The sequence below is a fragment of the Nonomuraea sp. NPDC048901 genome, from assembly GCF_040649695.1.
Taxonomy (GTDB): domain Bacteria; phylum Actinomycetota; class Actinomycetes; order Streptosporangiales; family Streptosporangiaceae; genus Nonomuraea.
Map to the genome: position 1 here is coordinate 484,858 of NZ_JBEZFW010000002.1, position 26,731 is coordinate 511,588.

Genomic DNA, 26,731 nt, shown 5'->3' on the forward strand with positions numbered 1-26,731 from the left:
CGTCAACTTCGTCTATAACGTCGATCCGTGATTGCCCCCAAGAAGCTGCTGAAAGGTCTGCTGGCGGCCCTCGTGCTGATTCCGATGAGCCTTGTGGCGACCCCGGCTTCCGCAGCACCCCCCACAGACGATCCCGAGTACCCCTGGCGGCAGAACCACTGGCCGCAGACCCAGCCCTGGCAACAGGACGCGCCTTCGGACGCCCAGTCGCTGCGCAGCCGCTCGGTGGGCGGCATCGAGCCGATCGACCCGCAGAACTGGGAGAACCCCGACCACATGACGTGGGCGGACTACAAGAAGGTGCCGGGCACCCGCTGGAACGACCCGGCCGTCAAAGGCTCCAAGCGCACCTTCAAGGGCGCGCTGGTGCTCCTGGACTACCCGAACCAGCCGTTCGTGGTCACCCAGCCCAAGAACTCGACGATCTACCGCAACCCGAGCGCCGAGGCCCACGACATCCCGCGTGACCAGGTGGCGAAGTTCTACCAGGACTTCCTCAACACCCCGAACGACCTCAACAAGGGTCACACCATCCACGAGTACTGGATGGAGGACTCCGGTGGGCGTTACGGGGTCGAGCTGACCGGCTTCGGGCCGTACACCATGCCGGGCAAGGATCACGAGTACGCCATGGAGTTCCAGGGCGGCACCGCCTGCCCGGCGGGCGACTCGTGCGACAAGAACCTGCGTACCGACGGTCACGCCGCGTTCGTCGGCGCGATCGGCGAAGAGGCGGCCAAGCAGTTCGACTTCATCTTCTACGTGAGCGCCGGCCAGGACGAGTCGTCCACCTGGCAGGAGTTCGGGATGATGAAATTTCCCACCAAGGAGGACGTGACCGACGAGTGGGGTCCGCCCGACCCCGCCCTGCCGAACTGGGCCCAGACCCGCTACGTCGACTGGACCTCCTGGCAGGCCGGCTCCAACTTCTGGCCCAACGCCAACATCGGCGTCGACTCCGTCCAGGCCGAGAGCTCCGGCATGGCCGTCTACGCCCACGAGTTCAGCCACATCCTCGGCGTACTGGACAACTACAACAACCCGTACGGCGTCCCGCCCCGCCGCGCCTACACAGGCATCTGGGAGATGCTCAGCCGGGGCAGCTTCAACGGCCCCGGCGGCCCGCACTCCCGCTGGCTGATCCCGCCGACCTCCGGCGCGTCCATGGGCGCCCAGCACATGCTGCGCAACAAGATCAAGCTGGCGATGGTCGACGAGCAGAACGTGCTGCGCCTGTCCCGTGAGGCACTCGACGAGTCGGGCCTGGTCAAGGCCAGGGTCATCGCCCGCGAGGTGCAGCCGGGCCAGAACGAGCTGTCGGGCGTCAACATCTCCTTCGACACCGGTGACAAGAGCCCGGCCTGCAGCACGCAGACCAACCCGCTCTGCGACGGCGGCGGCTACGAGAACTACACGGTCGAGGTCGTCGACCGGGTCGGCACCGACTCCTTCACCCCCGACTCCGGCGTGCTCGTGGCCAAGACCAAGAACCAGGACCGCTCGCCGTTCGAGTGGGTGATCGACGCCAACCCGCAGGACATCGGGATGACCGACTACGTCATGCCCGACGGGACCAAGGTGCCGATCACGATCGGCGACTACCGCCAGCTGTCGGACGCCCTCTTCCACGCGGGCACCGGCTCCGGCAGCCAGTACGAGTACGTCGACCAGGCCAACCGCCTGCACTTCTACGTGACCGACCTGAAGCGCGACCGCAAGGGCACGCTGTCGTACACGGTCGCGATCCGCTCCCTCGACGGCGCGGGCCCGCAGAAGCGCGGCGTCAAGCTGCTGCCCGCGGCCGGGATCCCGGCCGGCAAGGGCGTGACGACCTGCAAGTTCCCGCTGTTCAACACCGGTAAGGCGGCCCCGGCGCAGGGGCAGCACCCCGAGGACGTCAGCGCCTTCCTCAACTCCGACGTCTACCGGCTCAAGGCCGAGGTGCAGGGCAAGGGCTGGACCGCCCAGCTGCCCAACGCCCTGGCCGCCGTCGACTTCGGCAAGCAGGAGGCGGTCACGGTCAACGCCGTGCGCGCCTCGGGTGGTGACCGGCTCGCCAAGGTCAAGCTCACCGCGACGTCGGAGAGCGACCCGGCCAAGACGGTGACGGCCACCTGTCCGGTGATCGGCCTCTAGCTTAAGGACGGGGTACGGCTGGCGCGGGCCGTACCCCATCCGCTTGAATCACCCCCGGAGGTGGTCCTTGACAGGGCAGCTGCCGGAGAAGCGGCGTTCGGGGCGTAGGAAGATGCCACTGGCCGCGCCGATCTCGGCGGGCCTCGCGGCCGCGGCGGCCAGCATCCTGGCCGCCTCCGTCGAGTGGGACATCCCGCCCATGGCCAAGGTGGGCGTGACGATGACAGCGGCGCTCCTCGTCGGCCTGACCACTTGGGCCACGACCGAGGCGCGGCCCAAGCGCGAGGCAGTGGCCGAGCCGTCCTCGCGTCCCCCGGACCAGTGGCCGCCCGTGCCCGAGCACTTCACCGGGCGCGTCGAGTCGCTCGCCGAGCTGCGGACGGTCTTCGGCGAGCGGCGCAAGTCCAAGGCCGGCGATGTCTCGCCGCCGCTGGTCGTCTCCGTGTACGGCCGGGGCGGCGTCGGCAAGTCGGCGCTGACGGCCAGGTTCGGGCAGGAGGTCGCCGGCGCGTTCCCCGACGGGCGCCTCTACGCCGACCTGCGGGGCGGCGTCGACGCCCCGGTACGCCCGGAGGAGGTGCTGATCGGGTTCCTGCGCGCGCTGGGCGTCCGGCTGACCACCGATCCCGGCGGCCTCGACGAGCTGCGCAAGCTCTGGCTGACCTGGACCAAGGACCGCAGGATCCTCATCGGCCTCGACAACGCGCACGGCGCCGACCAGGTCAAGCCGCTGATCCCGGCCGAGCCGGGCTGCGCCGTGCTGGTCAGCTCGCGCCAGCCGCTGTTCCTCAACGGCACCTACGACACCCAGCTGGGCGTCTTCAGCGAGGCCCACGGCGTGGAGCTGCTGGCCAGGCTGGCCGGCGGCGACCGGGTGGTCGACGACCTCGCCTCGGCCAAGGAGATCGTCCGGATCTGCGACTACCTGCCGCTGGCGATCAACATCTGCGGCGGCCGGCTGGCCACCCGCGAGCACTGGACGCTGCGCGAGATGGCCGACCGGCTGGCCGACGAGCGCCGCCGCCTCGATCAGCTCGAACTCGCGCAGACCGTCGACAAGAGCGTGCGCGCCTCCGTGCAGCTCAGCTACGACGACTGCACCGGCATGCAGCGCCGCCTGCTGCGTCTGCTGTCCGCGCTCACCTCGCCCGACGTGCCCGGCTGGGTGGCGGGCGAGCTGCTCGACATCTCCGGGCTCGACGGCGCCGACCAGCTGGAGGCGCTGATCGACGCGCAGCTCGCCGAGAGCTCGGGCGTCGACCAGACCGGCGCCATGCGCTACCGCCTGCACGACCTGGTCCGGCTGTTCGCCACCGAGCTGGCCGAGGATGACGATCAGGGCCGGCGCCGGGCCGCGATCGAGCGGGTGCTGTACGGCTACCGCCGCCGCGCGGAGGAGGCGGCCCAGGAACGCTGGCCGCAGGACTGGAGCCGCGGCGGGCGCCGCTCCGGCATCGAGGGGCAGACGCACGCGGGCGACTGGCTCAACGCCGAGCGGCTCTCGTTGCTCGCCATGATCAACCTGGCCAGGAGCTTGGAGCTGTGGGAGCTGACCTCGGGGCTGGCCAGGGCGTTCTGCTCGCTGTGCCACTCGCTGCGCGCCTACTGGACCGACTGGCACGCCGTGGCCGAGGCGGGCTGCGAGGCCGCGCGGCGCACCGGCGACCGGCGCGCCCTGGGCATCGCGCTGCTCGACCGCGCGGCCGTGCAGGGCGGTCTCGGCGGGCACGAGCAGGGCCGGGCGGGCGCCGAGCAGGCGCTGGAGATCTTCACCGACCTGGGCGAGACGTGGTGGGCGGCCCGGGCGATGCGGGCGATCGGCATGGCCCTGTTCAACGACGGCCATCTCGACCGCGCGCAGTCCTACCTGATCGGGGCCATCACCTCCTTCAAGGGCGAAGAGGACGTCTGGTGGATGGCCCGCACCCAGCGCAACCTCGCCGAGATGCGGCTGGCCGAACGACGGCCCGAGGAGGCCAGGGAACTGCTCGAAGACGCCCTTGAGGTGTTCAAGCACGCGGGCAACCGCTACTCCGAGGCCCAGACGCTCCGTGCCTACGGCGAGGTGCTCGCCGCGCAGGCCCGCGGCCGGCACCGCGAAGGCGAGCACCGGGCGGCTCTGGAGGGCTTCACCAAGGCCGGCTTCAGCCTCGACCGCGCCGCCGAGATGTTCCGCCAGCGGGGCGAGCTGTGGGAGGAGGCCCGTTGCCTGCGCGCCGCCGGCGAGGTCGGCGACCCGTCCAACGGGCTTCGCGAGCTCGACTTCGTCCGGCGGGCGGAGGAGATCCTGGTGGCCCTCGGCGACTCCTGGGGAGTGGCGCGCACGGCGCTTTCGGCCGGGCGGGCGCTGGCCAGGCTGGGCCGGATCGAGGAGTCGGAGCGTGAGCTACGCCGGGCCGTACATGCCTTCGAGGAGCTCGACGACCGGTGGTGGATGGCGCTCAGCCTGCGCTACCTCGGCGAGGCGCACCTCGACTCGGGCGGGCCGCGCGCGGCCGTCGAGCCCCTGACCCAGGCCAGGGACATCTACCGCAGCCTCGGCAACGAGGCCGGCATGCGCAGGACGCTGGAGCTGCTGAGGAAGGTGGAGTCCTGATCAGGGGAGCGGAGCTCTGATCAGCTCACCGGCGGCCTGCCGGGCCTGGAAGATGCTCTCCTCGAACAGCTTGCGCACATGCGCGGCCTGGTCGGACAGCTCCCTGATGTGCGTACGGGCCTGCTCGTCGTGGACGGTCTCGGCGATCAGCTGCTGGTAGTCCGGCGTCCGCGCGGCCAGCGCCTCCAGCCGCCGGTGCGCGTGGAAGACCTTGTCCGCCTTGACCACCTGCTTGGCGTACTTCTCCAGGTGGCGCACCCGCCGCGACAGCGACGTCCAGGCCGCGTCCAGCGCGGTGGTGTACGGCTTGAAGGCGTCCTCCATGCCGGTGGGCAGGTCGCGAGGGATGAGCCGGCCGTGCTCGGCGTGCATGGACGACAGCTTGGCCAGCCGCTGGGCGATCTGCCACACCTCCTCCGGCAACGTCACCCGATTGTCGATGGTGTCGATCAGCCCTGCCCTGTTCACCTGGGAGTTCAGGATCGCGTCCACGGCGTCCTGGGCGCGGCGAAGCAGCATCTGGCAGGGATAGTCGAGATCTTCGGGTAGGACGTAGTGGGCGGCGTACTCGGAGGCGAGCCGGAGACGTTTCTTGGCCGCCCGGTTCGTCGAGTCCACAGCCATCCACCGCAGCAGCGCGATCAGGCTCATCCCGAGCGCGGCCACGATCGCGCCGCTCGTGTCGGTCACGGCCCAGATCATCATCAGGAGCGCCGGAAGGACGAGGAGCAGGACGGGATTGAAAGAGGAGCCCATCTGCCGGCCGGTTCTGGCCATGCGGAGAAGGTGCGGGCTGGATCGCAGCTGGATGGAGATGTCCGGAGGCAGGGATGGGTCGATCACCAGCCTCGGGGGCAGAGCACGCGGATCCATACCGTTCATGCTGCGTTATGAACCTCGAATCCGCTCATTTTTAAGCGACATATAGGGTCTAATCAATGAACGAGATGACGCGATGGATCGATCTGGAAGGCGCCGTCAACGTGCGCGACCTGGGTGGACTCACCACCCATGACGGCGGCGTCACCCGCTACGGACGGATTTTTCGGGCGGACAATCTCCAAGGGCTCACCGACAAGGACGTGTCCCGGCTGGTCGGCGAGCTCAAACTGCGCCACGTCGTGGACCTCCGCTCCAACGCCGAGGTCGCGCTGGAGGGCCCGGGACCGCTGACCCGGATGCCCGAGGTGACGCATCACCATCTGACCCTGTTCGCCGAGGGAGGCAGGCACACCGACGTCGAGGCCGACACCATCGACGGCGACCGGGTGCTGCCCTGGCAGGAGCGTCAGCTGGACGAGGACCTGCGGATGACCGGTTTCTACTACGGCTACCTGCGGGACCGGCCCGACGCGGTGGTGGCCGCGCTGCGGGCGATGGCGCTGAACGACGGCGCGGCCGTGGTGCACTGCGCGGCCGGCAAGGACCGCACCGGGGTGCTGTCGGCGTTGGCCCTGGAGGTGACGGGCGTCACCCGGGAGGGGATCATCGCCGACTACGTGGCCACCGGGGAGCGGCTGGAGCAGGTGCTGCGGCGGCTGCGGGGCAGCGCCACGTACCGCGACGACCTCGACTCACGGCCCGCAGACGACCACATGCCGCGGGCGCGGTACATGGAGCAGTTCCTGTCGGTGCTGGACGAACGGTTCGGCGGGCCGGCGGCGTGGCTGGAGTCACACGGGTGGACGGAGGCCGACACGGAGATGATGCGGGCCCGCCTACGCGAGTAGGCCCTCCGGCCGTCCTTCCTTGGGACGCCTGCCGCGATGAGCCGTCTGCTCCCGCTCCCCCCGGAGGGGGTGTCCCTCCAAGGACCCCAGCCACCACGGACCGTTGTCGTCCGCCCCTCCGGAGGGGGTTCCCTTCCTGGGACCTCAGCCACTACAGGCTGGTTTCTTTCGCTCCCCCGGAGGGGGTATCCCTCCAAAAGGACCTCAGCCACCACAGACCGTCACCGGGGACCGAGACGGTCGTGTGACGACGCATCAGGTTCTTTCAGCCGCACCCTGCTGCAGCCGCACGACAACGCGCTCGGCCGCCGACCGGCGGGCCGCCTCGATGACGGTCAGCGCGTCGATCACGCTGCCGGGGCTCACCGGCGGCGGCGTGCCCGCGCGCAGGCAGGACTCGACGCCGCGGTAGAAGTCGAGATACGCCCCAGCCTCAGTGCGGACCGCAGTTTTGTCGTCTTCCGTCCCGACAAGCCCCCACATCGTCTCGCTCTCCTCGCCGAACCCCGGCGAGTCGGGCGAGATCCCGGCGCGCAGCCGTTCCTCCTGCACGTCCATCCCGTACTTGACGTACGCCCCCCGCGACCCGAGCACCCGGAACCGCGGCCCGCCCTGAGCGGCCAGCGCACCCGCCCACAGGTGTGACCGGGCGCCACTGACGTGGGACAGCGCGATGAACGTGTCGTCGTCGGCCGCCACCCCCTCGCGCCGGATGTCACTCTCCGCGTAGACGTCGCGGACCGGGCCGAGCAGTTGCAGCGCCTGGTCCACCAGGTGGCTGCCCAGGTCGTAGAGCAGGCCGCCGACCTCCTCGGGGCCGCCGGCCTCACGCCAGCCGCCCTTAGGTACCGGCCGCCAGCGCTCGAACCGGGACTCCAGGCGCAGGACCTCACCGAAGCGGCCCTCTGCGGTGAGCCGACTCAGGGTGCGGAAGTCGCCGTCCCAGCGCCGGTTCTGGAAGACGGTCAGCATCAGGTCGCGCTCGGCCGCCAGCCGTACGAGCTCGCGGGCCTCCTCGGCGGTACGGGCGAGAGGTTTGTCGACCACGACCGGCTTGCCGCGGGTGAGCGCTTCGGTGGCCACCGACACGTGGGTCTTGTTCGGTGAGGCGACGACCACGAGGTCGCAGCGGTCCCACAGCCCGGCCAATTCGGGCACGGGGACCGCGCCGTAACGGGCGGCCACCTCGTCGGCTCGCGCCGGGTTTCCGGTGACGACGGCGGACAGCCGCAGGCCGGGCGTGGCATGGATCAGGGGCGCGTGGAAGTACGCGCCCGCCGTGCCGTACCCGACCAGACCGACCTCGATCTCGCTCATCGGCCCAGCGTAACGCGAGCCCCACCGCCCTCTCCCGGCGCGGGGGGATCTCCCGCCATGCGCGGTCAGGCGTGCGGCGGGGGTCTCTCGCCATGCGCGGTCAGGCGTGCGGTGGACTCTCTCGCGTGGTGGGTCCGGCGTGCGGTGGGGACTCACACGTGGTGGGTCCGGCGTGTGGCGGAGGTTGGTCGCCGTCGTCGGTCCAGCGTGCGGTTGGGGGGTCGCTCCCGTCTTCAGCCTGGCGTGCGGCGGGAGCGCCCCGTGGGCTGCCGCCGCCGCTACTACTCGTCGTCGCGTTCGGCCAGGAAGCGTTCGAACTGGGCGGCGAGTTCGTCGCCCGTGGGCATCGGGGTGGCCTCGGCGATCAGGTTCTCGCGGTCGGTGCCGCCCGCGAACGCGTCGTACTGCTGCTCAAGACCGCTGATGGCCGTCGACAGCTCGGTCGAGGCCTGGATCTGCTCCTCGATCTCGGTCGTGGTGCGCTGGGCCGCCTCGCGCAGCGCGTCCAGCGGGAAGAGCAGGCCGGTGCCCCGGGTGACCGCCTCCAGGGCGGCGACCGCGGCGTGCGGGTATTCGGCCTGCGACAAGTAGTGCGGCACGTGGACCGCGTACCCCAGCGCGTCGTGCCCCTGGGAGCCGAGCCGGAACTCGATCAGGGCGGCCACGCTGGCCGGCACCTGTACCCGGCCGAAGGAGCTGGTCTGGGCGTTGATCAGCTCGGGACGGCTGGCGTGCATGGTGATGCCGAGTGGCCGGGTGTGCGGGACCGCCATCGGGATGCCGTGCAGCGTGACAATCTTGCTGATCTTCAGCTGGTCGATCAGGGCGCCGACCGCCCGGGTGAACAGCTCCCACTCACGGTCCGGCTCGGGTCCGCTCATCACCAGGAAGGGGGTGCCGGTGGCGTCCTTCGCGGCGTAGACGGCCAGCTCGGGGCTCTCGCACTCGACCCATCTGTCGGTGTCGAAGGTCATGATGGGCCGCCGCGAGCGATAGTCGAGGAGGCGATCCACATCGAACGTCGCCACGGTCCGGTGCTCCAGCTCAGCCAGCAGGTGGCCCAGCGCGAGGCGCCCGGCACCACCGGCGTCGACGAAGCCGTCGAAGTGGTACAAGAGCACGGGATCGGCCAGCTCGGGCGCATCTTCTGCGAGCTTGTAGAGATCCGTCGGGTCGAACACGGTTGGACAGCCTTTCCCTAGGTACTCTCTCCAGAACCTACGACGAGCCGCAACGATTCCGTGCAAGGCACCCTATCGAGGGAGAATGGTGGACATGGACGAGGATCCGGAGCTCGAAGAGTTCGCGACACGGATGTTCGACCTGGCCAGGGCGGGCGACACGGAGACGTTGCGCGCCTACGTGGACGCCGGGGTTCCGGCAAATCTCACCAATAGCAAAGGTGACACTTTGCTGATGCTTGCGGCTTATCACGGTCACGCCGCGACCGTCCGGATGCTCGCCGAGCTGGGCGCCGACCCGGGAAGAGCGAACGACCGTGGCCAGACACCTCTGGCGGGTGCCGTGTTCAAGAAGGAGTCTGCCGTGGTCAGAGCGTTGCTCGACGCGGGCGCGGATCCGGCGGCCGGAGCCCCCTCGGCGGTGGACACGGCGCGGATGTTCGCGAACGACCAGTTCCTTGAATGGTTCCGGCAAATCAGCACATAGCGTGAAATATGGCGAAATGTCCGGGAAGTTATCGAGTGTGGCCTTTCGAACAGTCCATCGTCATGCTGGGAAGGTGGTTACTTCTGCGCACTCCTTCAGTAGGCGACCGCTTCGCATCCCTCCATTGCCATGCCCGTTCCCGAACGAGATCAACGTGCACGCCACAGAGATCGACTCGGAAAGCCACGCATGGCTGGCCGCCTCGCACATGCTCGCCGGAGCCGACACGATCGAGCACTTCCGGCGCTCAAAGATCGGCCTGCTCGCCGCACGTACCAACCCCACCGTGCCGCGGGACAGTCTCAGGCTGATCAACGACTGGTACAACTGGCTCTTCGCGTTCGACGACGCGTTCTGCGAGGGCGAGCTGATGGGACACCGGGCCTCTGCGCTGGCCCGCGCCCTTCCGCCGCTCCTCGAGATCCTCGACGGCCGCAAGGAGCCGGATGCCACCGACCCGTTCGGGCTCGCCCTGAGCGAGCTGCTCCACCGAATCTCGGACACCGCCACGCCCGCTCAAGTGGACAGATGGCGCATCACGGTAAAGGAGTACCTCTTCGCCCAGATCTGGGAGGCGGCCAACCGCGAGGTCGACCTGATCCCCACACCCGAGGACTACGTGCTCATGCGCCGCATCACCGGGGCCACGTACACCTGCCTCGCGCTCATCGACGCGTGCGGCGGTTACCGGCTGGAAGCGGAGGAATGGCACCATCCGGACGTGCGCGCGCTCTCCGACCTCGCCTGCGACCTCATCGGCTGGGACAATGACCTGCTGTCGTACGCCAAGGAGCGCGGCAACGACAAGGCCCGGCACAACCTCGTCACGGTGCTGGCCACGCACAAGACCCTCACGCTGCAAGAGGCGCTGCAAGAAGTGGCGAACATGCACAACGAAGCCATCGCCGCCTTCCTCGACCGGCGCGCGGCGCTCGACCACTGGGCCTCGTTACCGGTGCACAAGTATGTACGCGGCCTCGAACACTGGGTGCGCGGGCACATCGCGTTCTCGCTCGGCAGCGCCCGCTACGTCCACGCCTGGCCGATCGGCACGTGCTGGCCGCAGGCCGTCTAGTCGAGATCTCCTGGGGCGTCCAGCTCGCCGAGCGCGAGCGCGGACGCCTCATCGAGGTCGAGCCGCGTGCCCTCATCGAAGGCGTTCTTGTAGGAGTCGTCGCCCATCACCTTCTGGCACTCCTTGACGCACTGCTCGTGGTCGCTGGTGAGGAACGGCGCACCGAGCATGGGCAGGCCGGCCGTCTTCCAGTTCTGATGGAGCGCGCCGAGCAGTCGCGCGGCGAGCGGCGCCTGGTCCATGACGGCGAAGATCCGGGCCGTGGTCTCCAGCACCAGCAGCGTGCCGAGCGTGTCGTGGAAGTGGCGCTTGATCCGCAGTCCCTCACGCGCACTCTGCAGCGCGTCCTCGGCCCGGCCCGTCGCCAGCCGGGTGATGGACAGCGACCACTGCGCGTACGAGCTCAGCCACAGCTCGCCGCGTTCGCGGCACACCTGCAGGCAGTCCTGCAGCAGGGACTCGGCCTCATACAGCTCACCTTGCGCGGACAGCACCAGCGACAGCTCCACGATGGCCGGTAGCAGGCCCGGGTTGAGCTCCTTGTTGTCGGTGTTGAACTCGATCGCCACACCCAGCAGCGCGCTGGCCTTCTGCAGGTCGCCCTGCAGCAGGGCCGCCGTCCCCTGCATCTTGGAGGCGAGGATGACCGCCTTGGAGTCGCCGACCCTGACCGCCTCGGTGCTGCACTGCTCGGCCGCCGCCAGCGCGCCGGCGCTGTCGCCCTGGCCGCTGCGTACGTAGGACAGCACCCAGAGAGCCTTGCACCGCTGCTTGCTCACTCCCGGGTTGGCCTGCAGAGCGCGTTCCAGGTAGAGCCGGCCTTCGCGTACGAATCCGCAGCAGACCCACATGAACCACAGCGACGACAGCAGGGTCAGCGCCAGAATGGATTCCCCGGGCGACCGCAGCGCGTGCTCAAGGGCCACCCGCACGTTGTCGTGCTCCTGGCGCATGCGGACGAACCAGTAGATCTGCCTCGGCCCCGACCAGGCGTCCTCGCTGCGCTGCGCCAGGCTCAGGTAGTACTCCAGATGCCGGTGCCGCATCTGCTCGGTCTGGCCGAGCTTGTCCAGCCACTCCTCGCCGTACTCCGCCAGCGTGTCGATGAGCTTGTAGCGGACCCCGGCGTGATTGCTCCTGATCAGCAGGATCGACTTCTCCACCAGCCCGGTGACCAGGTCGGTGATGTCCTCGGACGGCAGCCGGTCGTCGGAGCACACGAACCTGGCCGCGTCGAGCTCGAAATCGCCCGCGAACACCGACAGCCGCGCCCACAGCAGTCTCTCCGCCGGTTCGCACAACTCGTGGCTCCATCCGATCGCCGCGCGCAGCGTCTGATGGCGCGGTAGTGCCGTACGACTGGCTCCCGCCAGCAGGCTGAACCGGTCGGCCAGCAACCCCAGGATCTGATCGACCGACAGCGCCCGCAGGCGTACGGCCGCCAGCTCGATCGCCAGCGGAATGCCGTCGAGCCGGCGGCACAGCTCGGCCACCGCCCCGATGCTCTGCTCGTCGAGCACGAAGTCAGGCATGACCGCGCCGGCCCGAGCCCCGAACAGCTGCACCGACTCATTGGTGAACAGGCTCTCGGTCGGGTCGTCGCCCGGAACCTGCAGCGGCGGCACGGGCACCACGTGCTCGTAGGGCAGGTGCAGCGACTGGCGGCTGGTGGCCAGCACCTTCAGGTTAGGAGCGCGCTCCAGCAGCTCCTCGACCAGCTCGGCGCAGCCCTGCACCAAATGTTCACAGGTGTCGATGATGAGCAGCATGTCGCGCTCGCCGACCCACTCCGACAGCGACTCGGACTCGGTCCGCGACGACTGGTCGGCGATGCCCAGCGCCGACGCGATGGTGTGCTTGACCATCCCGGCGTCCTGCAACCGGGCCAGGTCGGCGAACCAGACGCCGTCCTCGTACTGGGAGCGGATCTGGTGCGCCAGCCGGAGCACCGTGCGGGACTTACCGACACCGCCGATGCCCGTGACCGTCACCAGCCGCGACTCGGCGAGATGTCGCTTGAGGTTGGCGAGCAAGCGCGTCCGCCCCCACGAAGCTGGTCAGCTCCGACGGCAGATTGCCTTCTCGCCGCCAGCCGGTCGGGGTGGCCATGGGCGACCTCACGGGGGATAGGCGACACCTGCTTTGGCATCGTACCCTTGGGGCCCTTCGCCGCACGGGATAAGCCGCGCGGGCCGGGAATGGGTTTGTCCCTCTGAGTAGCATGTATACCGTGAGTGAATTCCTCCCGGAGCAGACGGGCGACGATACGGACCTCGGCTGGGGCGACTGGCGCGACTCCCAGGACACCGACCCGGACTCCTTCTACCTGGACGACAAGCCACCTCACTGGGGGTGACCGTCCGTGAGGCGCGCCTTGGGCGCTGGTAAGGCAGGCAGGCCAGGTACGGAGACCGTCCCGCGGCAGGCCGCCTTGCTACTCCGCCAGAAGTACGTCACCGGCCGGCGCAGACGTCCGCCACCGTGCCGCTGAGGGGCCTGCGCCACCGAAGGCGGGCGGCCCCGGCGGCGGTGGCGGATCTTCCTGCAGCGGCGGGCGTCTTAGCTGACCACGTCCTTGCGGCGAAAGCGGCGGAAGGCCACCGCGATCAGGATGGCCGCGTACGTCACCGACACCGACGCGCCCTTGGCCATGCCGCTCCAGTCGAGCTCCGGTGCGATGGCGTCCAGCCAGGCCGTGTTCCAGAAGGTCGGTAGAAACTCCCGCAGCGACCCCAGCGCCTCCACGGCCTGCAGGATGGTGCTGATGATCCACAGGCCCACCGCCCCGCCCACCGCGCCGAGCGGTGAGTCGGTCATCGTGGAGATGAGGAACGCCAGCGCCGCCACCACCAGCTGGCTCACCAGGGCGTAGCCGATCACGATGCCGAAGCGCGGCAGCACGTCGAGCGCCGGGATCGTCTCACCCGTGCCGGGCACCTGAATGTCGTGCCAGCCGAACGCGAGTGTGCCGGCGAGCAGTGCCATCAGGGGCAGGCAGATCACCGCCGCCGCCGAGTAGCCGAGCGCCACGATGATCTTCTGCCGCAGCAGCCGGTCACGCGGCACCGGCGCGGCCAGCAGGTATCGCAGCGACGACCAGCTGGCCTCGCTCGCCACGGTGTCGCCACAGAACAGGGCGACGGCCACGACCAGCAGGAAGTTGGCCGACACCGACAGGGCGAACGCCGCGAAGTTGAGACCGCCGGCCGTCGCCAGGTCCGAGATGCGCAGCGCCGACTGCTGCTGTCCGCTGGACTGCGGGCCGAACTGGAAGGCGATCACCAGGATCCACGGCAGCGCGAGCAGCAGCCCGAACATGACGAGCGTGCGCCGCCGCTTGAACTGCCTGACGATCTCGACCCGCAACGGCAACGTCCGGCGGGGCGCGTAGCCGGTCGCCGACCGGGCGGTGGACCCGGTCGCGGAACCTGGCGCGGAGCCTGTCGCGGTCCCTGACCCGGTCAAGGTCGCGGTCCCGTTGGTTGAGCCGTTTGTGGAGCCGTGGGTCACGACTTCTCTCCGATGAGGTCGAGGAACACGTCTTCGAGGCGCGGCCCATGTCCGTTGGTGGAGGTGGCGGCACTGAGCAGCACTGACACCGGACCCGCCGACACCAGACGGCCTCTGTGCATGACCACCACATGGCTGCACGTCTGTTCGACCTCCGCCAGGAGGTGGCTGGAGACGATCACCGTACGGCCGTCGCGGGCATAGCGCTTGAGCACCTCGCGCATCTCCCTGATCTGGGGCGGGTCGAGGCCGTTGGTGGGTTCGTCGAGGACGAGCAGGTCGGGCAGCCCGAGCATGGCCTGGGCGATCGCCAGCCGTTGCCGCATGCCCTGCGAGTAGGTGCGTACGGCCCGCTCCAGCGCCTTGCCCAGATCCGCGATCTCCAGAGCTTCGTCGAACCGGGCGTCGGCGGCGGGGCGGCCGGTGGCGGCCCAGTAGAGCTCGATGTTGTCGCGGCCGGACAGGTGCGGCAGGAACCCGGGCCCCTCGACGAACGACCCGAGCCTGGACAGTACGGGCGCGCCGGGTGTCACCCGGTCGCCGAAGATGCGGACCTCACCGGCGTCGGGCTGGATGAGGCCCATCATCATGCGCATCGTGGTCGTTTTGCCCGCGCCGTTGGGGCCGAGCAGGCCCAGCACCTGACCGCGCTCGACCCGGAACGACAGGTCGTCCACGGCCAGCTCACCATTGCGGTACGCCTTGGTGAGCCCCCTGATCTCCAACGGCACCTCTTCGCCAGGCACGGGTCCCGTTCCATCGGGCACGGGTTCCGCTCCACCGGGTACACGTCCCGCGCCGGACGGATCGGCGTCCTTCACGAAGACACCGGATCGACCGTTGCCCCGGACGGCGATGGCATGGCCGTCGTCCTCGCCGTGCACGTCGGACGGGCTGCCGTCCTTCTGGACGGTGGCGGTCCGGCGGCGGTCGCGTGCAGCGAGGATCCGGCGGCGGGACGGGGTCCGGCCGGTGGCCATGATGAGCGCGGCCAGCGCGATGGCGGCGAGCGGCATCGCCCACACCCACCACGCCACCCCGGTCGTGGGTGCGGCCAGCGCGGACACCGTCGGTACGGCGAGGGCGGGCGCCGCCAGGCCGACCCGGTAGGAGGCCGGTTCGGCGGGTGTCGCGTAACCCATGTCGGTCGTCGTCACCGCCAGCCGCAGCCGGTGTCCCACCGCGAAGCGGTAGTCGACGGCGGGCAGCGTGACCGTGGCCTCCACGCTGTCGGCGCCTTCCGGAACCGTCACGCGCAGCGGCGAGACCAGCCCGGCGGGCAGGTTGGGCGGCTGTACGGTGTCGGCCACGTCATAGACCTTGGCGAACAGCGTCACCTGGCCCTTGCCGTAGACCTTCAGCTTGACCGAAGGGCTGCCGGTGAGCTGGAGCGGGGCGGTGAGCGGCGCCGACTCGAAGACGGCCACCTGGCCGGGCATGTCGAGCCCGACGCTGAGGTTGGTCGCGCCGCCGCTCCCGCCGAGCAGGCCGCCGGTGCCGGGCACTGTGGAGATGGAGGCGGGTGACCCGCCGGGCGGGTTGGCGATGTTCTGCTCGGGGCCCTTGAGCGTGACCGCGGTGGTGGCGGTGCCGCCGAGGCCGGGGTAGGCGGCGGACTCGGGGTGGAGCCTGATGCGCTGGCGGGTGCCGGGGTCGCGGCCGCCGTCACGGGTCACGGTGAACCGCTCCGGGACCGGTGAGCCGTCACCCTTGAGGTAGTGGCCGAACCAGCCGGCCGTCTGGTCGTAGAGCCAGTCGGCCTCGCCGTTGCCGCCGTCGTGGCCGCCGTCGAACCAGGCCAGGCTCACCGGCGTGCCCGCGGCGGCGATCGCCTTGGCGTTGGCGTCGGCCTGGCCGAGCGGGAACAGCGAGTCGCGCTGCCCCTGGATGAGCAGCGTCGGCGCCTTGATGCGGCCGGCCACCGTCACCGGACTGGACTTGCGCAGCAGCTCGATGGCCTCCGGCGTGGCCCGCCCGGTCTTGGCGACCTGCTGGTACATCTCGCAGACCGCGGGCAGGAACCTGCCGCACCTGGCCTGCTCGGCCGTCAGCGGCACGCTCTGCTGACTGAGCGCGCCCAGTCCCTGAGCCGCGCCGAGCCCCTGAGTCGCGCCGCCGCCCTGGACCGGGGCGCCGCGGCCGAAGAAGTAGCCCGCCCACATGCGCTTGAACACGCCGTTGGCCGGACCCTGGCCGCCGCCGTCGGGGAACAGCGAGTCGGCCAGGTCGGCCCAGGTGATCTGCGGCACGATCGCGTCCACGCGGCTGTCATAGGCGGCCGTCATCAGCGCGATGGCTCCGCCGTACGAGCCGCCCGCGATGCCCACACGCGGGTCGCCGGGTGCGTCGAGCCGGACCTCGGGCCGCTTGGCCAGCCAGTCGATGAGCTGCTTGACGTCCTTGACCTCGTAGTCGGCGGAGTTGAGCGCGATCTCGCCGGTCGAACGGCCGAAGCCGCGAGCCGACCAGCTCAGCACCGCGTAGCCGTCCTGCGCCAGTCGCTGAGCCTGCTGGCGCACGCTCTGCTTGCTGCCGCCGAACCCGTGCGCGAGCAGCACGACCGGAGCCTTCCCGCCACCCGCGGCCGGGAAGAACGTCGCGTCGAGCTCGACCCGCTGGTCATCGGCCGGCCCGTCGACGACGGAGATGCGCTGGTCGAGGCCCTTCGCCTCGGGGGCGGACGGCCACACCAGCCACGTCACCACCCCCACGAGGGCGAGTACCGCGACCAGCGCGGCCACACGTTTCATGTGGTTGAGCCTACTTTCCGCACCTGAGAAACCCCTGAGACAGCGGATCAGCCCAAGATCGCGTAGACCGTGGACGCCCGCGCGGCCGGCTCGGCCGCCCCGTCGGCCGTCAGCGTCACGTCGGAGAAGGCCAGCGTCCGGCCGAGTTTGGAGATGCGTACGTCGATGAGTACGTCCTTGCCCGTCACCGGCCGCTGGAACGTCGTCGACTGCTGCACCGTCGTCATCGGCACGAACCCGCCCCTGGCCGAGGAGATCGCGATGACCGTGGCCGTGTCGGCGGCGGCCATCATGGCCTGGCCACACAGCCCGCCGCCCTCTCTGGCCAGCGCGTCGGACCAGGGCAGGCACACCACCGCGTGGCGCTCACCCAGCTCCCGCACGCGCAGCCCGAGCTGCTGGATCCAAGGCGCGAAGTAGTCGCGCAGAATGGCCTCACCGTCTTCTGGAGTCACCCGCCCATCATGCAGGCTGGCAGGCATGAGCGAGGAGACGCGGCGAGAGCCTGTGGATAACTTCCTGCCACGGACGCCGCCTGTGGAAAAGCCGCCAGTGAGTGAGGTCTTCCTGCCCGCCACGTACGCGCACGCCGTCCCGTACGACCTCTACGACCGGTTGCGGCGGGAAGCCCCCGTCTGCCGGATTCCCGAACCGGCGGTCGGCCCGTGGCGCGAGGGGCCCGGATACTGGGGCGTGTTCCGGCACGCCGACGTCAAGCACGTGCTGCGCGCGGCCGACGACTTCTCCTCGCACCTGGGCGCCACGCAGATCCGTGACCCCGACACCCCCGCCGACCTGGCCTTCGTGCAGGCGATGATGCTGAACACGGACCCGCCGGACCACTCCCGGCTGCGCAGGATCGTGGCGGCCGCGTTCACGCCGCGCGCGGTGCGGGCGCTGGAGCGGACGATCGCCGAGCGGGCCGCGTCGCTCTTCGCCGCGGGCGGCTGCGACTTCGTGGAGGTCGCCGCCGACCTGCCCGTCTGGACGCTCGCGCACGTCATGGGCGTGCCGGACGAGGACAGGCGGCTGCTGTACGACTGGGCGTCCCGGGTGATCGGCTACCAGGACGCCGACTACGCGGGGCTGTCCACGGCCGACGCCGAGTCGCTCAGCCCGATCGGCCGCCTCGCCACCGCCTCCCGTCCGCGGCTCGGGCCAGGGGTGAACCCCCGCTCCCGGGCGGCATTGGCGGACATGTTCGCGTACGCCCACGCGCTGGCCAAGACCACCCACGGCGAGTCGGTCATGTCGGCCATGAGGGACGGCGGCCTGACCGAGGCGGAGTTCGAGAACATGTTCTTCCTGTTCGCCGTCGCCGGCAACGAGACGCTGCGCAACGGCATCCCCGGCGGCCTGCTCACCCTCCTCGACCACCCCGCCCAGCTGGCCCGGCTGCGCGCCGACCCCGCCCTGCTCGGCTCGGCGGTGGAGGAGATGCTGCGGTTCTGGCCGCCGGTCATGGACTTCCGCCGTACGGCCACCCGCGACCTCACACTCGGCGGCCGGAGCATCCGCGCGGGCGAGAAGGTCGTCGTCTACCACGCCTCCGCCAACCGCGACCCGTCCGTCTTCACCGACCCCGACCGGTTCGACATCGCCCGCACCCCGAACGACCACGTCAGCTTCGGCTTCGGCCCGCACTTCTGCCTCGGCGCCCACCTGGCGCGCGTGCAGTTCCGGGCGGTCTTCGCCGAGCTGCTCGCCTGGGACGTCGAGCTCGCGGGGGCGCCCGTCCGCCTCACGTCCAACTTCCAGAACGGACTCAAACACCTGCCCGTACGGCTGAGTCACCGAGGAAAGCCGTCGACCTCCGCCTGACCATGAGCGCCGGTCTCGATGCCTTCGACGGCAGAACAACAGCACGAGGGACATGCACGTATTGCTCCGGAAGAAGGCATCGTAAGATTTCCGCCGTGAAGCCTCCCGCAATCATCAAGACCGCCGCCGAGTGGGCCCTGCCGCACTGGACCCGCGGGCAGGCGGGGCGCGAGACGCCGCCCGACCTGTTCAGGGTTCTCTACTACGGCTGGCTGGTGGCGTTCACGTTCAAGGTGCTCGGCGCGACCTGGGACGTCTCCTGGCACTTCAAGTGGCTGCGCGACGACCTGGCGCCGCCTCACCTGCTCAACTCCGTCGGCACGGCCCTGGCCCTCGCGCTGACCGTGATCCACGGCTACACCGGCTTCGGCGTGGACAAGGCGGCGCTCCGGCTGATCCAGTGGGGCACCGGCATATTTCTCGTCGCGGTGCCGCTCGACCTGATCAACCACCGGGTCAACGGCCTGGACATCACCTCGTGGAGCCCGTCCCATCTTATGCTGTACGGGGGCTCGTTCTTCATGATCGCCGGGGTGATCCGCGGCTGGTTCATGGGTGCGCCGCCCGGCAGGGAGCGCACGGTCATGCTGGGCGCGTTCTTCGCGTTCTTCCTGGAGAACGTGCACTTCCCTGAGCAGCACCAGGAATACGGCATCCTGTCGATCGGCGCCTGGGACAACCACGCCATCTACGCCGAGCCCATCCTGCTGCGGTTCGCCGCCGACCAGATGGGCCGTCCGGTCGACCGGGTGATGATGACCAACTTCACCCTTCCCGTGCCGGACTTCCTCTATCCGGTGTACGCGGTGGTCGTCGGCGTGACCGTGCTGGTCGTGGCCCGGATGATGATCGGCAGGTTCGGGGCGGCGACGCTGGTGGCCGGCTCCTACCTGGCCTTCAGGACGGTGGCCTGGCCGTTGCTGACGTTGACCAATTTCCCGCCGTCCGCGCTGCCGTACTTCCTGGTGATCGCCGGTATCTGCGTGGATCTCGCGTTCGCCGTACGTCTGCCCATGCGGGGTCTGGCGCCGGTGCGCGCGGTGATCGGGGCGGCCGTGGCGACGGCCGCCGTCTACGGCGCGCTCACCGCGCAGAGCTCGATCATGGGAGCGGTGTACGGCGCGCTGAAGGAGCAGACCGGCCTGCTCGGCGCGCCGCCCCTGGTCCCGTCGTCGGCCGTCTGGGCCGGGGCGGGGCTGATGATCGCCTGGCTGGTCTGCGAGTGGCTCGCGACGCGGCGTCAGCCGATCGAGGCCCGGGTGATCGCGACCGCCACGCCGTAGGCCATCCCCATCAGGGCGACCTCGGCGGCCACCCAGCCGACCACGGCCGTGGGCTCGGCCCGGCGGATCAACGGCAGCAGCCGGAACCTGATGTGCCCGGCCAGCGGCACCAGCAACGCGGTGAGCGTCAGCTTCACCACCACGAGCACCCCGTAGTGGCTGGTCACGATGGCGCCCGGCAGCTCCACGCCGGGCGTCAGCGCCATCGTGCCCAGCCCGGTGATCAGCCCGGACAGGCCGACCAGCAGCAGGCAGACGGTCGCCATCCTGGAGAAGCGCGGCAGCGCGGCGGCCAGCAGCGACGGCCGCGGCGCGACGAACACCGCCACCGCCACCAGGCCGCCCGCCCACGCCGCCGCGCCCATCACGTGCGTCTCCATCGCGATCATGATGGGGTCGTGCCAGACGGAGTTGACCGCGTGACCGGTCACCGGAATCGGCAGCAGGCCGAACAGCGCCACGATGATCCGCAGCTCGGCGGGCACCTTCTCGCCGAACCGCACGGCCATTAGCCCGATGCCCGCCGCCACCAGCGCGCACGCGGCGCTGAACAGCAGGCCCTGCCCGGTGCCGACGCCGTCGACGTAGGCGGCGATCATGCCGACCGTGGGCAGGCCGCCCGGGTTCAGCTCGGCCGTCTGGAACACGATCGTCAGCAGCGCGCAGACCGCCCACGCCCACGCGGCGGTGACGGTGAGCGGCCGCGTCCTGCGCAGGACCGGCTCGGTCAGCTCCGGCGCGTCGAAGCCGAGCAGCTTGGGCACCAGGCTCAGCCCCACCACGGCCACGGCCGCCAGATCGAGCAGCACCCGTACGATCGGCAGCCCGTACGCCACGACCGGCCCCGGCATCGGGATGCCCGGCACCGCCTCCTGGGCGGTGAACGTGCTGGCCGCCACGGCGGCGACGATCGCGCACACCGCGAACGCCCCGACCACCCACCGCCCGCCGATGCGCTGCCCAGGGGGCGCGGTGATCGTCACGCGCCCGCCCCTTCGTTGTCGCGCCTCTCGCTGTCGGCTGGGGCCGGGGTGCGGGCGCGGCGCAGCGACACGGCCGTGCCGGCGGCCAGCACCAGCAGCGCCCCCACGATCCAGACCACGGCCATCCCCGCCCCGCCGTTCGCCGCCGCCTCGGCGGCCTCGGCCCCGGCGTCCCCGGTGCCGCCCTTGACGGCGTCCTGCGTCCCGGCGCCCTCCTGTACGGCCGTGGCGCCCGCCGCGAGAGTAAAACTGATCTTGCCGGTGACCGGATGCCCGTCGGCCGACAGGATCCGGTAGCCCACCACGTAGGCCCCGGCCGTCCGCAGCGGCTTGACCTTGATCGACACCTTCTCGGCGGCGACCTCGGCCGTCCCGTCGGCCCACGCCGTGCCGTCGGCCCCGGTCACGCCCACCTGCGCGTATCCCTGGCGTACCGCCTGGTCGAACACGAGCGTGATCCGCCCGGGCGCGGCGCTCAGCGTCGCGCCGTCCTTGGGGTCGCTGCCGACCAGCACGTTGTGCGCTCGCGCCGGGAGAGCGACGCCCACCCCGGCGAAGGCGAGCAGCAGGATCACGACCAGCCGCCGCACCGAACTCGTCAAGTCTCTACTCGCAAAGTCTTGTCGCCGGGTGAGCCGGTGAACCGTGCCGCTCAACGCGACCTCCTCATCACCCTCGTCATAAGAGTGGACGCCAACAGAAACCCGAATATCGTCTCACCATGACGAACCTGTTCGGCGGCGCCGCCCCCTTCTACGCCAAGTACCGGCCCGGATACGGGGAGGAGGCGATCGGCTGCCTGGCACGGGCGTTCGGCCCCGGCAGCCGGGTGCTGGACCTCGGTTGCGGCCCCGGTACGGTGGCGATCCCGCTGGCGGGGGCCGTGCGCCAGGTGATCGCCGTGGACCCGGACGCGGGCATGCTGGCCGAGGGCAGACGCGTCGCCGCCGGTACGCCGAACATCCGCTGGCTGTCCGGCGACTCCACGACATTGACCGCCTTGCCGCCCTTCGACGACGTCGTCATGGGCAGGTCGTTCCACTGGATGGACCGCAGGGCCGTACTGGCCGAGTTGGACCTGCTGCTGCCGCCGGACGGGGCGGTGGCCCTGATCGGACCCTCCCGCGACCCCGGCGAGCACGCGTGGGAGCCGGTCGTGCGGGAGGTGCGCGCCGAGTTCGCGATGAACGAGTTCACGGCGGCCAACTCCTTCCAGGCCAGCGGGGAGCACCATGACGACGTGCTCGCGGACTCGCCGTTCGACCGGCTGGAGTCGAGCCTGTTCGAAAAGCGGCTGACCTGGGACGTCGACGCCGTGATCGGGCTGCAGCTGTCGTACTCGTACACCACTCCCGACAGGCTCGGCGACAGGGTGACGGAGTTCACCGACGCGGTCCGGCGGGTGCTCCTGGCCGCCAACCCGTCGGGCGTGTGGGAAGAGCGGGCGATCACCGAAGTGCTGGTCGCCCGCCGTTCCTAAAAACCTTCAGGCCCAGATGCCCATGACCTGCCAGATCGGCCGGGTGAGAGCGTTCACCAGGCCGATCTCGGTGCACAGCTCGCGGGTCTTGCCCACCGAGTCGCGGATCTCCCGCTTGGCCGCCGGATTGCGCAGGTACACCTCGGTCACCACGTCACGCGGGATGGCGAACCGCCTGATCATCGGCCCCGGTGGCGCCAGCATGATCCTGGCCATGATCCCCAGGATGATCGGCGAGGCGATACCCAGCATGAGGCGCCGGTAGCGCGGCATCCTCGGCACCCGGTTGCGCAGGTAGTGCCGGGCGAAGGAGATGTGCCTGGCCTCCTCCGCGATATGGATGCGCATGATCGTCTCTTCGAGCGGGTGGTGGACCCGGTCGTCCTTGAGCACCTTGCGCTGGACGTGGTCGATCGGGTCCTCGCCGCCGAGCACGAACACGAAGAACAGCTCGGTCGAGATCAGCGGGATCCAGGGAGCGACCTGGGCGAGGAGGCTGAGCGGCCCCGGCATGCCGCGCACCGGGAGCTTCGTGCGGTTGACGAACTCCTGGAACATCATCCCGTGATGTCCCTCTTCGATGGTCTCGTGGTAGACGTAGCGGAATTCGGGTGACCCGTTCGGCAGCCGGTAGGCGTAGTTGAGCAGGCCGCGCTTGAGCAGGTTCTCGAACTGCAGTCCGATCTTCATCGCCGTGGCCAGCCGCCACAGCCCGATCCTGGCCCGCGTCTCGGGGGAGCGGCTTTGGTACCACGGGTGGGCGCCGAGCTTGTCCACCTGCGGTAGTTCCCAGCGAGGGTCGGTCTGGTCGACGAGGAACTCCGGATCCTCCCAGGGGATGTCCTTGTACGGTTCCCAGTGCTTGTCGACCGACGCCTTCGACAGGCGCTGGATGACCGCCTCGTAGGCGCTCCGGTCGGCGACCCGCTCGTCGGTCTCCCTGGCGGTGGTAGAGCTCGGTGCGCGTGTCATCGCCTGCTCCTCTCCTCGCCCGGTAATTGTACGAAGCATCCAATAAGAGGGGAAGAGTGACGCCAGTCACAGGTCGTCCGGGTTCAGGCCGACCTCGGCGGCGGCCGTCGCACGGAGCAGCCGGGTGGCCCAGCGGCGCGACACGACCTTGGGGTGCACGTGGATCTGGATGGCCAGCCCGTCGAGCAACGCGAAGATCCGCCAGGTGGACTCCTCGGGATCGGGGCAGACGAAGTCGCCCGACGCCACGCCGGCCTCGATGATCCCGCGCAGCAGCGTCCTGCCTCGCAGGTCGAGCCGTCGCGAGGTCTGCTCGAGCTCCTTGTTGCGCATGGACTCCGACCAGGCGTCGATCCACAGGCGCCAGCCATCGGAGGAGCCCGCGGGGGAGGAGCGGCGCAACAGCGCCCGCAGCCGCTCGGGCGGCGTGCCCGGCGAGCGCTCGATGGCGTCCAGAGTGTCGAGATGCATCCGGGCGGCATAGGCGAACGCCTGCGCGAACAGCTCGTCCTTGGTCTCGAAGTGGTAGAACAGCAGCGCCTGGCTCACGCCGGCGGCTCTGGCTATGTCGATCGTCCTGGTGTGCCCGAACCCCTGCTCGGCGATCACTTCGCAGGCTGTCTTCAGTAAATCTTCGCGCCGTAATCGGCTGAAACCCCGTGTCACAGCGGGCCACTTTAACTACTAGCCCGGGGGATTTGTAGGACAAACCGGGCACCGATGTCGGAATCTTCGACCGTGAGAGTACCACCGTGCGCCGTGGCGATCTCGCGGGCGATGGGCAGCCCGAGCCCCGTGCCCCCCGCGTCGCGGTTACGTGAGGCGTCCAGCCGGGTGAACCGGCGGAAGACGTTCTCGCGCTGGTCCGGCGCGATCCCCGCGCCGTCGTCCAGGACCTCCAGTACGCCCCAGTCGTCCCGCTCGTCGACGGTCACGGTGATCGTGGACTCGGCGTGCCGCTCGGCGTTGTCGAGCAGGTTCGCCAGCAGGCGGGTCAGGCGCAGCGGGTCACCGGTCACCACCACCTCCGGCCGCAGCTCCAGCTCCACGCGCTTGCCGGGCGGCCGGCGGGCCAGCTCCTCCTCGACCAGCTCGGCCAGGTTCACGTCGGCGCCCAGGCCGGGCGCGCCCGCGTCGAGCTTGGCCAGCGTCAGCAGGTCGGTGACGATGGCCTGCAGCCGGTCGAGGCTCGACAGCAGGGCCACGGCGGTGCGCGGCCAGTCGGCCTCGTCCGGATGGAGCATGGCCTCCTCTATCTGGGCGCGCATCGCGGTGAGCGGGGTACGCAGGTCGTGCGAGGCGTCGGCGGCGAACCTGCGCTCCTGCTGGACCGCGTGCTCCAGCCGGTCCAGGGTCTGGTTCACGGTCCGGGCGAGGTCGTCGAGCTCGTCGCGGTGCGGCAAGGGCGGCACCCGGCGGCCCAGGTCCGTGGCGGTGATCTCGGCCAGCTCGGTCTTGATGTCCGTGACGGGCTGCAGCGCCTTGACCACCGTCGTCCTGGCCACGTACGCGGAGATCGCGGAGAGCAGCAGCACGGCGAGCAGCACGCCCGCCACATAGAGCGGGCTGATGTACCAGGGGACTGCCGGGACGTAGGCGCAGACCGTCCAGAACGCCGACCCGACCGGCACCCGGTACCCCACGACGATCAGGCATTTCACGCCCGGCACCCGGTTGGTGCAGACCGTGGCGTCCAGGCGGTTGTCATCGCCCGTGGAGGCGTCCCTGATGAGCGGCGGATAACCCAGCAGTCTCGGGCTGGCCTGCCGTACCGTGCCGTGGTCGTCGATCACCTGGAGGAGATCGACGTCCTCGGTGCTCGCCACGGGCCTCATTCGCTCCGGCGCGGACCGCTGGACGCCGACCGCGACCCGGCGAGCCGCGCCGGCCGCGTGCTCGATCTGGTACCCGGTCAGCACGCTGTGCGCGAGCGGTGTGATGAGCACCGCGGTGACGAAGTAGCCGACCAGCGTCGACAGCAGGGCGGCCACCGTCATCCGGCGCCGCACCGACCACCTGGCGAACACCGCTCAGCCTTCCACACTGGGGAGCCGAGGGAGCCGCACCACGAAACGTGCGCCGCGGTCGGAGTCCTCCAGGGTCAGGGTGCCGCCGTGAGCCAGCGCGATCTCGCGGGCGATGGCCAGCCCCAGCCCGGTGCCGCAGGCGTCGCGCTCGCGCGCGGCGCTCAGCCGGGTGAAGCGCTGGAACACCACCTCCCGCTGGTCCGGCGCGATGCCCGCGCCGTCGTCCACGACCTCGATCACGGCCACTCCATCGTGCTCCCGTACGGTCACCGTGACCTGGGACTCGGCATGGCGCTCCGCGTTGTCCAGCAGGTTGGTGAGCAGGCGGGCCAGCCGGACCGGGTCGCCCATGACGGTCACGCCCGGCTCCAGCGTGGTGATCACCGGCTTGGACCGCCGCCCGGCCGTCTCGGCGCCCACCAGCTCGGCCAGGTCGACGGGCTCGCGGACGGCGGGGGCGCCCGCGTCGAGCTGGGCCAGCGTCAGCAGGTCGCCGACGATGGCCTGGAGGCGGTCCAGGCTGCCCAGCAGCGCCACCCCGGTCCGCTGCCAGTCGGCGTCGCCGGGGTACAGCATGGCCTCTTCGACCTCCGCGCGCATGGCGGTGATCGGGCTGCGCAGGTCGTGCGAGACGTCGGCGACGAACCTGCGCTGCCGCTCGGCCGCGTGCTCCAGCCGGTCGACCCGCCGGAGCGTCCTGGCCACCACCCGGGACACGCCGAACCAGGTCAGCGCCACCAGCGCGAGCGAGTCGCCGCCCAGGAACCCCAGCACGGCCGGGTGGACGTAGCGCGGCACCATGGCCGCGGCCGCGTAGACCAGCCAGTCGCCGCCCCGCTCATAGACGCGCAGGACCGTCAGGATCTCGCACCGGCCGGGGAAGCCGGGCAGGTCGCACACGACCCGGGTGCGGTTGGCGTTGTCGGCGTCGGGTGTCCACTCGCTCATGCGCGGGCGGCCGGTCAGGTTCGCCGTCGCGGACACCACCCGTCCGGCAGAGTCGACGACCTGGATCCCGTCCACCTCGCCGCTGATGACCGGAGGCAGCTCATGCCGCTTGACCAGGTGCACGACGCGCAGGGCGGCGGTGAGCACCTCGTTGGTGCGGCGCCCGACCGCCGTGGTGTGCACCGCGTGCAGCGCGAACGCGCTGACCACGACGCACAGCAGCGCCATGGCGACGCTCGCGAACAGCGTCAACCGCGCACGCACGGACCGCCCGAACCGTGTGACCACGCCTTTCCCCCCGGCGATCAGCCGATCACACCTAGTAGCCCCCATCCTAATTAACGGAGATTCGGCGACAAATCCGGATAAAACGCCAACCGAACGGCGCTCTATGCGTGCCGCATTCGGCTGGTTAGAGTAAGTGAGCACTGATGT

At 70.2% G+C, this 26,731-nt stretch carries 22 protein-coding genes; 9 read left to right on the forward strand and 13 right to left on the reverse strand.

Translation table 11 applies throughout. The annotated features are described in order from the left end of the window. Positions 1-27: 27 nt before the first annotated feature. Positions 28-2,136, forward strand: a complete 2,109-nt coding sequence (locus AB0C30_RS07350; RefSeq protein WP_357940615.1) for a M6 family metalloprotease domain-containing protein — start codon at positions 28-30, stop codon at positions 2,134-2,136. Between the two features lie 67 nt (positions 2,137-2,203). Beyond that, positions 2,204-4,732: a tetratricopeptide repeat protein gene (locus tag AB0C30_RS07355; protein ID WP_357940617.1), complete on the forward strand. Its 2,529-nt coding sequence runs from the start codon at positions 2,204-2,206 to the stop codon at positions 4,730-4,732. Here AB0C30_RS07355 and AB0C30_RS07360 read toward each other — a convergent pair whose 3' ends face one another. Then, entirely contained in the window at positions 4,733-5,605 is an 873-nt protein-coding gene (locus AB0C30_RS07360; RefSeq protein ID WP_357940619.1) for a hypothetical protein, read from the reverse strand. 65 nt (positions 5,606-5,670) lie between these two features. On the opposite strand from AB0C30_RS07360, the gene AB0C30_RS07365 reads away from it, so the two are divergent. Continuing rightward, positions 5,671-6,462: a tyrosine-protein phosphatase gene (locus AB0C30_RS07365; RefSeq protein WP_357940621.1), complete on the forward strand. Its 792-nt coding sequence runs from the start codon at positions 5,671-5,673 to the stop codon at positions 6,460-6,462. 255 nt (positions 6,463-6,717) lie between these two features. Here AB0C30_RS07365 and AB0C30_RS07370 read toward each other — a convergent pair whose 3' ends face one another. Then, positions 6,718-7,779, reverse strand: a complete 1,062-nt coding sequence (locus tag AB0C30_RS07370; RefSeq protein WP_357940623.1) for a Gfo/Idh/MocA family oxidoreductase — start codon at positions 7,777-7,779, stop codon at positions 6,718-6,720. A gap of 281 nt (positions 7,780-8,060) precedes the next feature. Continuing rightward, positions 8,061-8,960 carry a PAC2 family protein gene (locus AB0C30_RS07375; protein WP_357940625.1) on the reverse strand — a complete coding sequence of 300 codons (900 nt, stop codon included), beginning with the start codon at positions 8,958-8,960 and terminating at the stop codon, positions 8,061-8,063. An 85-nt stretch (positions 8,961-9,045) separates the two neighbouring features. On the opposite strand from AB0C30_RS07375, the gene AB0C30_RS07380 reads away from it, so the two are divergent. Both AB0C30_RS07380 and AB0C30_RS07385 read left to right on the forward strand, forming a co-directional pair. Continuing rightward, positions 9,046-9,447 (forward strand): ankyrin repeat domain-containing protein, encoded by a 402-nt coding sequence (locus AB0C30_RS07380; protein WP_357940627.1) that lies wholly within the window; start codon positions 9,046-9,048, stop codon positions 9,445-9,447. A 154-nt stretch (positions 9,448-9,601) separates the two neighbouring features. Next, positions 9,602-10,522, forward strand: a complete 921-nt coding sequence (locus AB0C30_RS07385; protein WP_357940629.1) for a hypothetical protein — start codon at positions 9,602-9,604, stop codon at positions 10,520-10,522. Here the strand turns inward: AB0C30_RS07385 and AB0C30_RS07390 are convergent. Beyond that, positions 10,519-12,555, reverse strand: a complete 2,037-nt coding sequence (locus tag AB0C30_RS07390; protein WP_357940631.1) for an ATPase — start codon at positions 12,553-12,555, stop codon at positions 10,519-10,521. The two genes, AB0C30_RS07385 and AB0C30_RS07390, sit on opposite strands and share 4 nt — an antisense overlap. 197 nt (positions 12,556-12,752) lie before the next feature. On the opposite strand from AB0C30_RS07390, the gene AB0C30_RS07395 reads away from it, so the two are divergent. Then, positions 12,753-12,878, forward strand: coding sequence for a hypothetical protein (locus AB0C30_RS07395; RefSeq protein ID WP_284734980.1), 126 nt, complete (start codon positions 12,753-12,755; stop codon positions 12,876-12,878). Positions 12,879-13,081: 203 nt separating this feature from the next. Here AB0C30_RS07395 and AB0C30_RS07400 read toward each other — a convergent pair whose 3' ends face one another. The 3 genes from AB0C30_RS07400 to AB0C30_RS07410 are packed head-to-tail and all read right to left on the reverse strand — an operon-like array spanning position 13,082 to position 17,237. Continuing rightward, positions 13,082-13,987, reverse strand: coding sequence for an ABC transporter permease subunit (locus tag AB0C30_RS07400; protein WP_357940633.1), 906 nt, complete (start codon positions 13,985-13,987; stop codon positions 13,082-13,084). A 41-nt stretch (positions 13,988-14,028) separates the two neighbouring features. After that, positions 14,029-16,782 (reverse strand): CocE/NonD family hydrolase, encoded by a 2,754-nt coding sequence (locus tag AB0C30_RS07405; RefSeq protein WP_357940635.1) that lies wholly within the window; start codon positions 16,780-16,782, stop codon positions 14,029-14,031. Positions 16,783-16,829: 47 nt separating this feature from the next. Continuing rightward, entirely contained in the window at positions 16,830-17,237 is a 408-nt protein-coding gene (locus AB0C30_RS07410; protein WP_225289115.1) for a PaaI family thioesterase, read from the reverse strand. A gap of 97 nt (positions 17,238-17,334) precedes the next feature. Here AB0C30_RS07410 and AB0C30_RS07415 point away from each other — a divergent pair, with 97 nt between their 5' ends. Further along, the gene (locus AB0C30_RS07415; RefSeq protein WP_357940638.1) at positions 17,335-18,603 is read left to right on the forward strand and encodes a cytochrome P450; all 1,269 of its coding nucleotides are present in this window, start codon (positions 17,335-17,337) and stop codon (positions 18,601-18,603) included. A gap of 95 nt (positions 18,604-18,698) precedes the next feature. Then, complete coding sequence (locus tag AB0C30_RS07420) at positions 18,699-19,886, forward strand: hypothetical protein (RefSeq protein WP_357940640.1); 1,188 nt, start codon at positions 18,699-18,701, stop codon at positions 19,884-19,886. On the opposite strand, the gene AB0C30_RS07425 is transcribed toward AB0C30_RS07420, so the two are convergent. Together AB0C30_RS07425 and AB0C30_RS07430 are read right to left on the reverse strand one after the other, a co-directional pair. Beyond that, positions 19,844-20,869: a CopD family protein gene (locus tag AB0C30_RS07425; protein ID WP_357940642.1), complete on the reverse strand. Its 1,026-nt coding sequence runs from the start codon at positions 20,867-20,869 to the stop codon at positions 19,844-19,846. The two genes, AB0C30_RS07420 and AB0C30_RS07425, sit on opposite strands and share 43 nt — an antisense overlap. Beyond that, positions 20,866-21,471 (reverse strand): copper resistance CopC family protein, encoded by a 606-nt coding sequence (locus AB0C30_RS07430; RefSeq protein WP_357940644.1) that lies wholly within the window; start codon positions 21,469-21,471, stop codon positions 20,866-20,868. The genes AB0C30_RS07425 and AB0C30_RS07430 overlap by 4 nt, the downstream gene beginning before the upstream one ends. A gap of 119 nt (positions 21,472-21,590) precedes the next feature. Between AB0C30_RS07430 and AB0C30_RS07435 the strand changes: the two genes are divergently transcribed. After that, the gene (locus tag AB0C30_RS07435) at positions 21,591-22,349 is read left to right on the forward strand and encodes a class I SAM-dependent methyltransferase (protein WP_357940646.1); all 759 of its coding nucleotides are present in this window, start codon (positions 21,591-21,593) and stop codon (positions 22,347-22,349) included. A gap of 6 nt (positions 22,350-22,355) precedes the next feature. Here AB0C30_RS07435 and AB0C30_RS07440 read toward each other — a convergent pair whose 3' ends face one another. The 4 genes from AB0C30_RS07440 to AB0C30_RS07455 all read right to left on the reverse strand — a co-directional run bounded on the left by AB0C30_RS07440 (position 22,356) and on the right by AB0C30_RS07455 (position 26,584). Further along, the gene (locus AB0C30_RS07440; protein ID WP_357940648.1) at positions 22,356-23,321 is read right to left on the reverse strand and encodes a diiron oxygenase; all 966 of its coding nucleotides are present in this window, start codon (positions 23,319-23,321) and stop codon (positions 22,356-22,358) included. Positions 23,322-23,387: 66 nt separating this feature from the next. Then, positions 23,388-23,987 carry a TetR/AcrR family transcriptional regulator gene (locus AB0C30_RS07445; RefSeq protein ID WP_357940650.1) on the reverse strand — a complete coding sequence of 200 codons (600 nt, stop codon included), beginning with the start codon at positions 23,985-23,987 and terminating at the stop codon, positions 23,388-23,390. Between the two features lie 11 nt (positions 23,988-23,998). After that, the gene (locus tag AB0C30_RS07450) at positions 23,999-25,348 is read right to left on the reverse strand and encodes a HAMP domain-containing sensor histidine kinase (protein WP_357940652.1); all 1,350 of its coding nucleotides are present in this window, start codon (positions 25,346-25,348) and stop codon (positions 23,999-24,001) included. 3 nt (positions 25,349-25,351) lie between these two features. After that, positions 25,352-26,584, reverse strand: a complete 1,233-nt coding sequence (locus AB0C30_RS07455) for a HAMP domain-containing sensor histidine kinase (protein WP_357940654.1) — start codon at positions 26,582-26,584, stop codon at positions 25,352-25,354. Positions 26,585-26,731: the final 147 nt, after the last annotated feature.

Coding starts and splice junctions, on each gene's coding strand:
- AB0C30_RS07370 (WP_357940623.1), bottom strand. CDS start 7,779: ATGAGCGAGATCGAGGTCGGTCTGGTCGGGTACGGCACGGCGGGCGCG.
- AB0C30_RS07365 (WP_357940621.1), top strand. CDS start 5,671: ATGAACGAGATGACGCGATGGATCGATCTGGAAGGCGCCGTCAACGTG.
- AB0C30_RS07405 (WP_357940635.1), bottom strand. CDS start 16,782: ATGAAACGTGTGGCCGCGCTGGTCGCGGTACTCGCCCTCGTGGGGGTG.
- AB0C30_RS07360 (WP_357940619.1), bottom strand. CDS start 5,605: ATGGATCCGCGTGCTCTGCCCCCGAGGCTGGTGATCGACCCATCCCTG.
- AB0C30_RS07380 (WP_357940627.1), top strand. CDS start 9,046: ATGGTGGACATGGACGAGGATCCGGAGCTCGAAGAGTTCGCGACACGG.
- AB0C30_RS07435 (WP_357940646.1), top strand. CDS start 21,591: ATGACGAACCTGTTCGGCGGCGCCGCCCCCTTCTACGCCAAGTACCGG.
- AB0C30_RS07440 (WP_357940648.1), bottom strand. CDS start 23,321: ATGACACGCGCACCGAGCTCTACCACCGCCAGGGAGACCGACGAGCGG.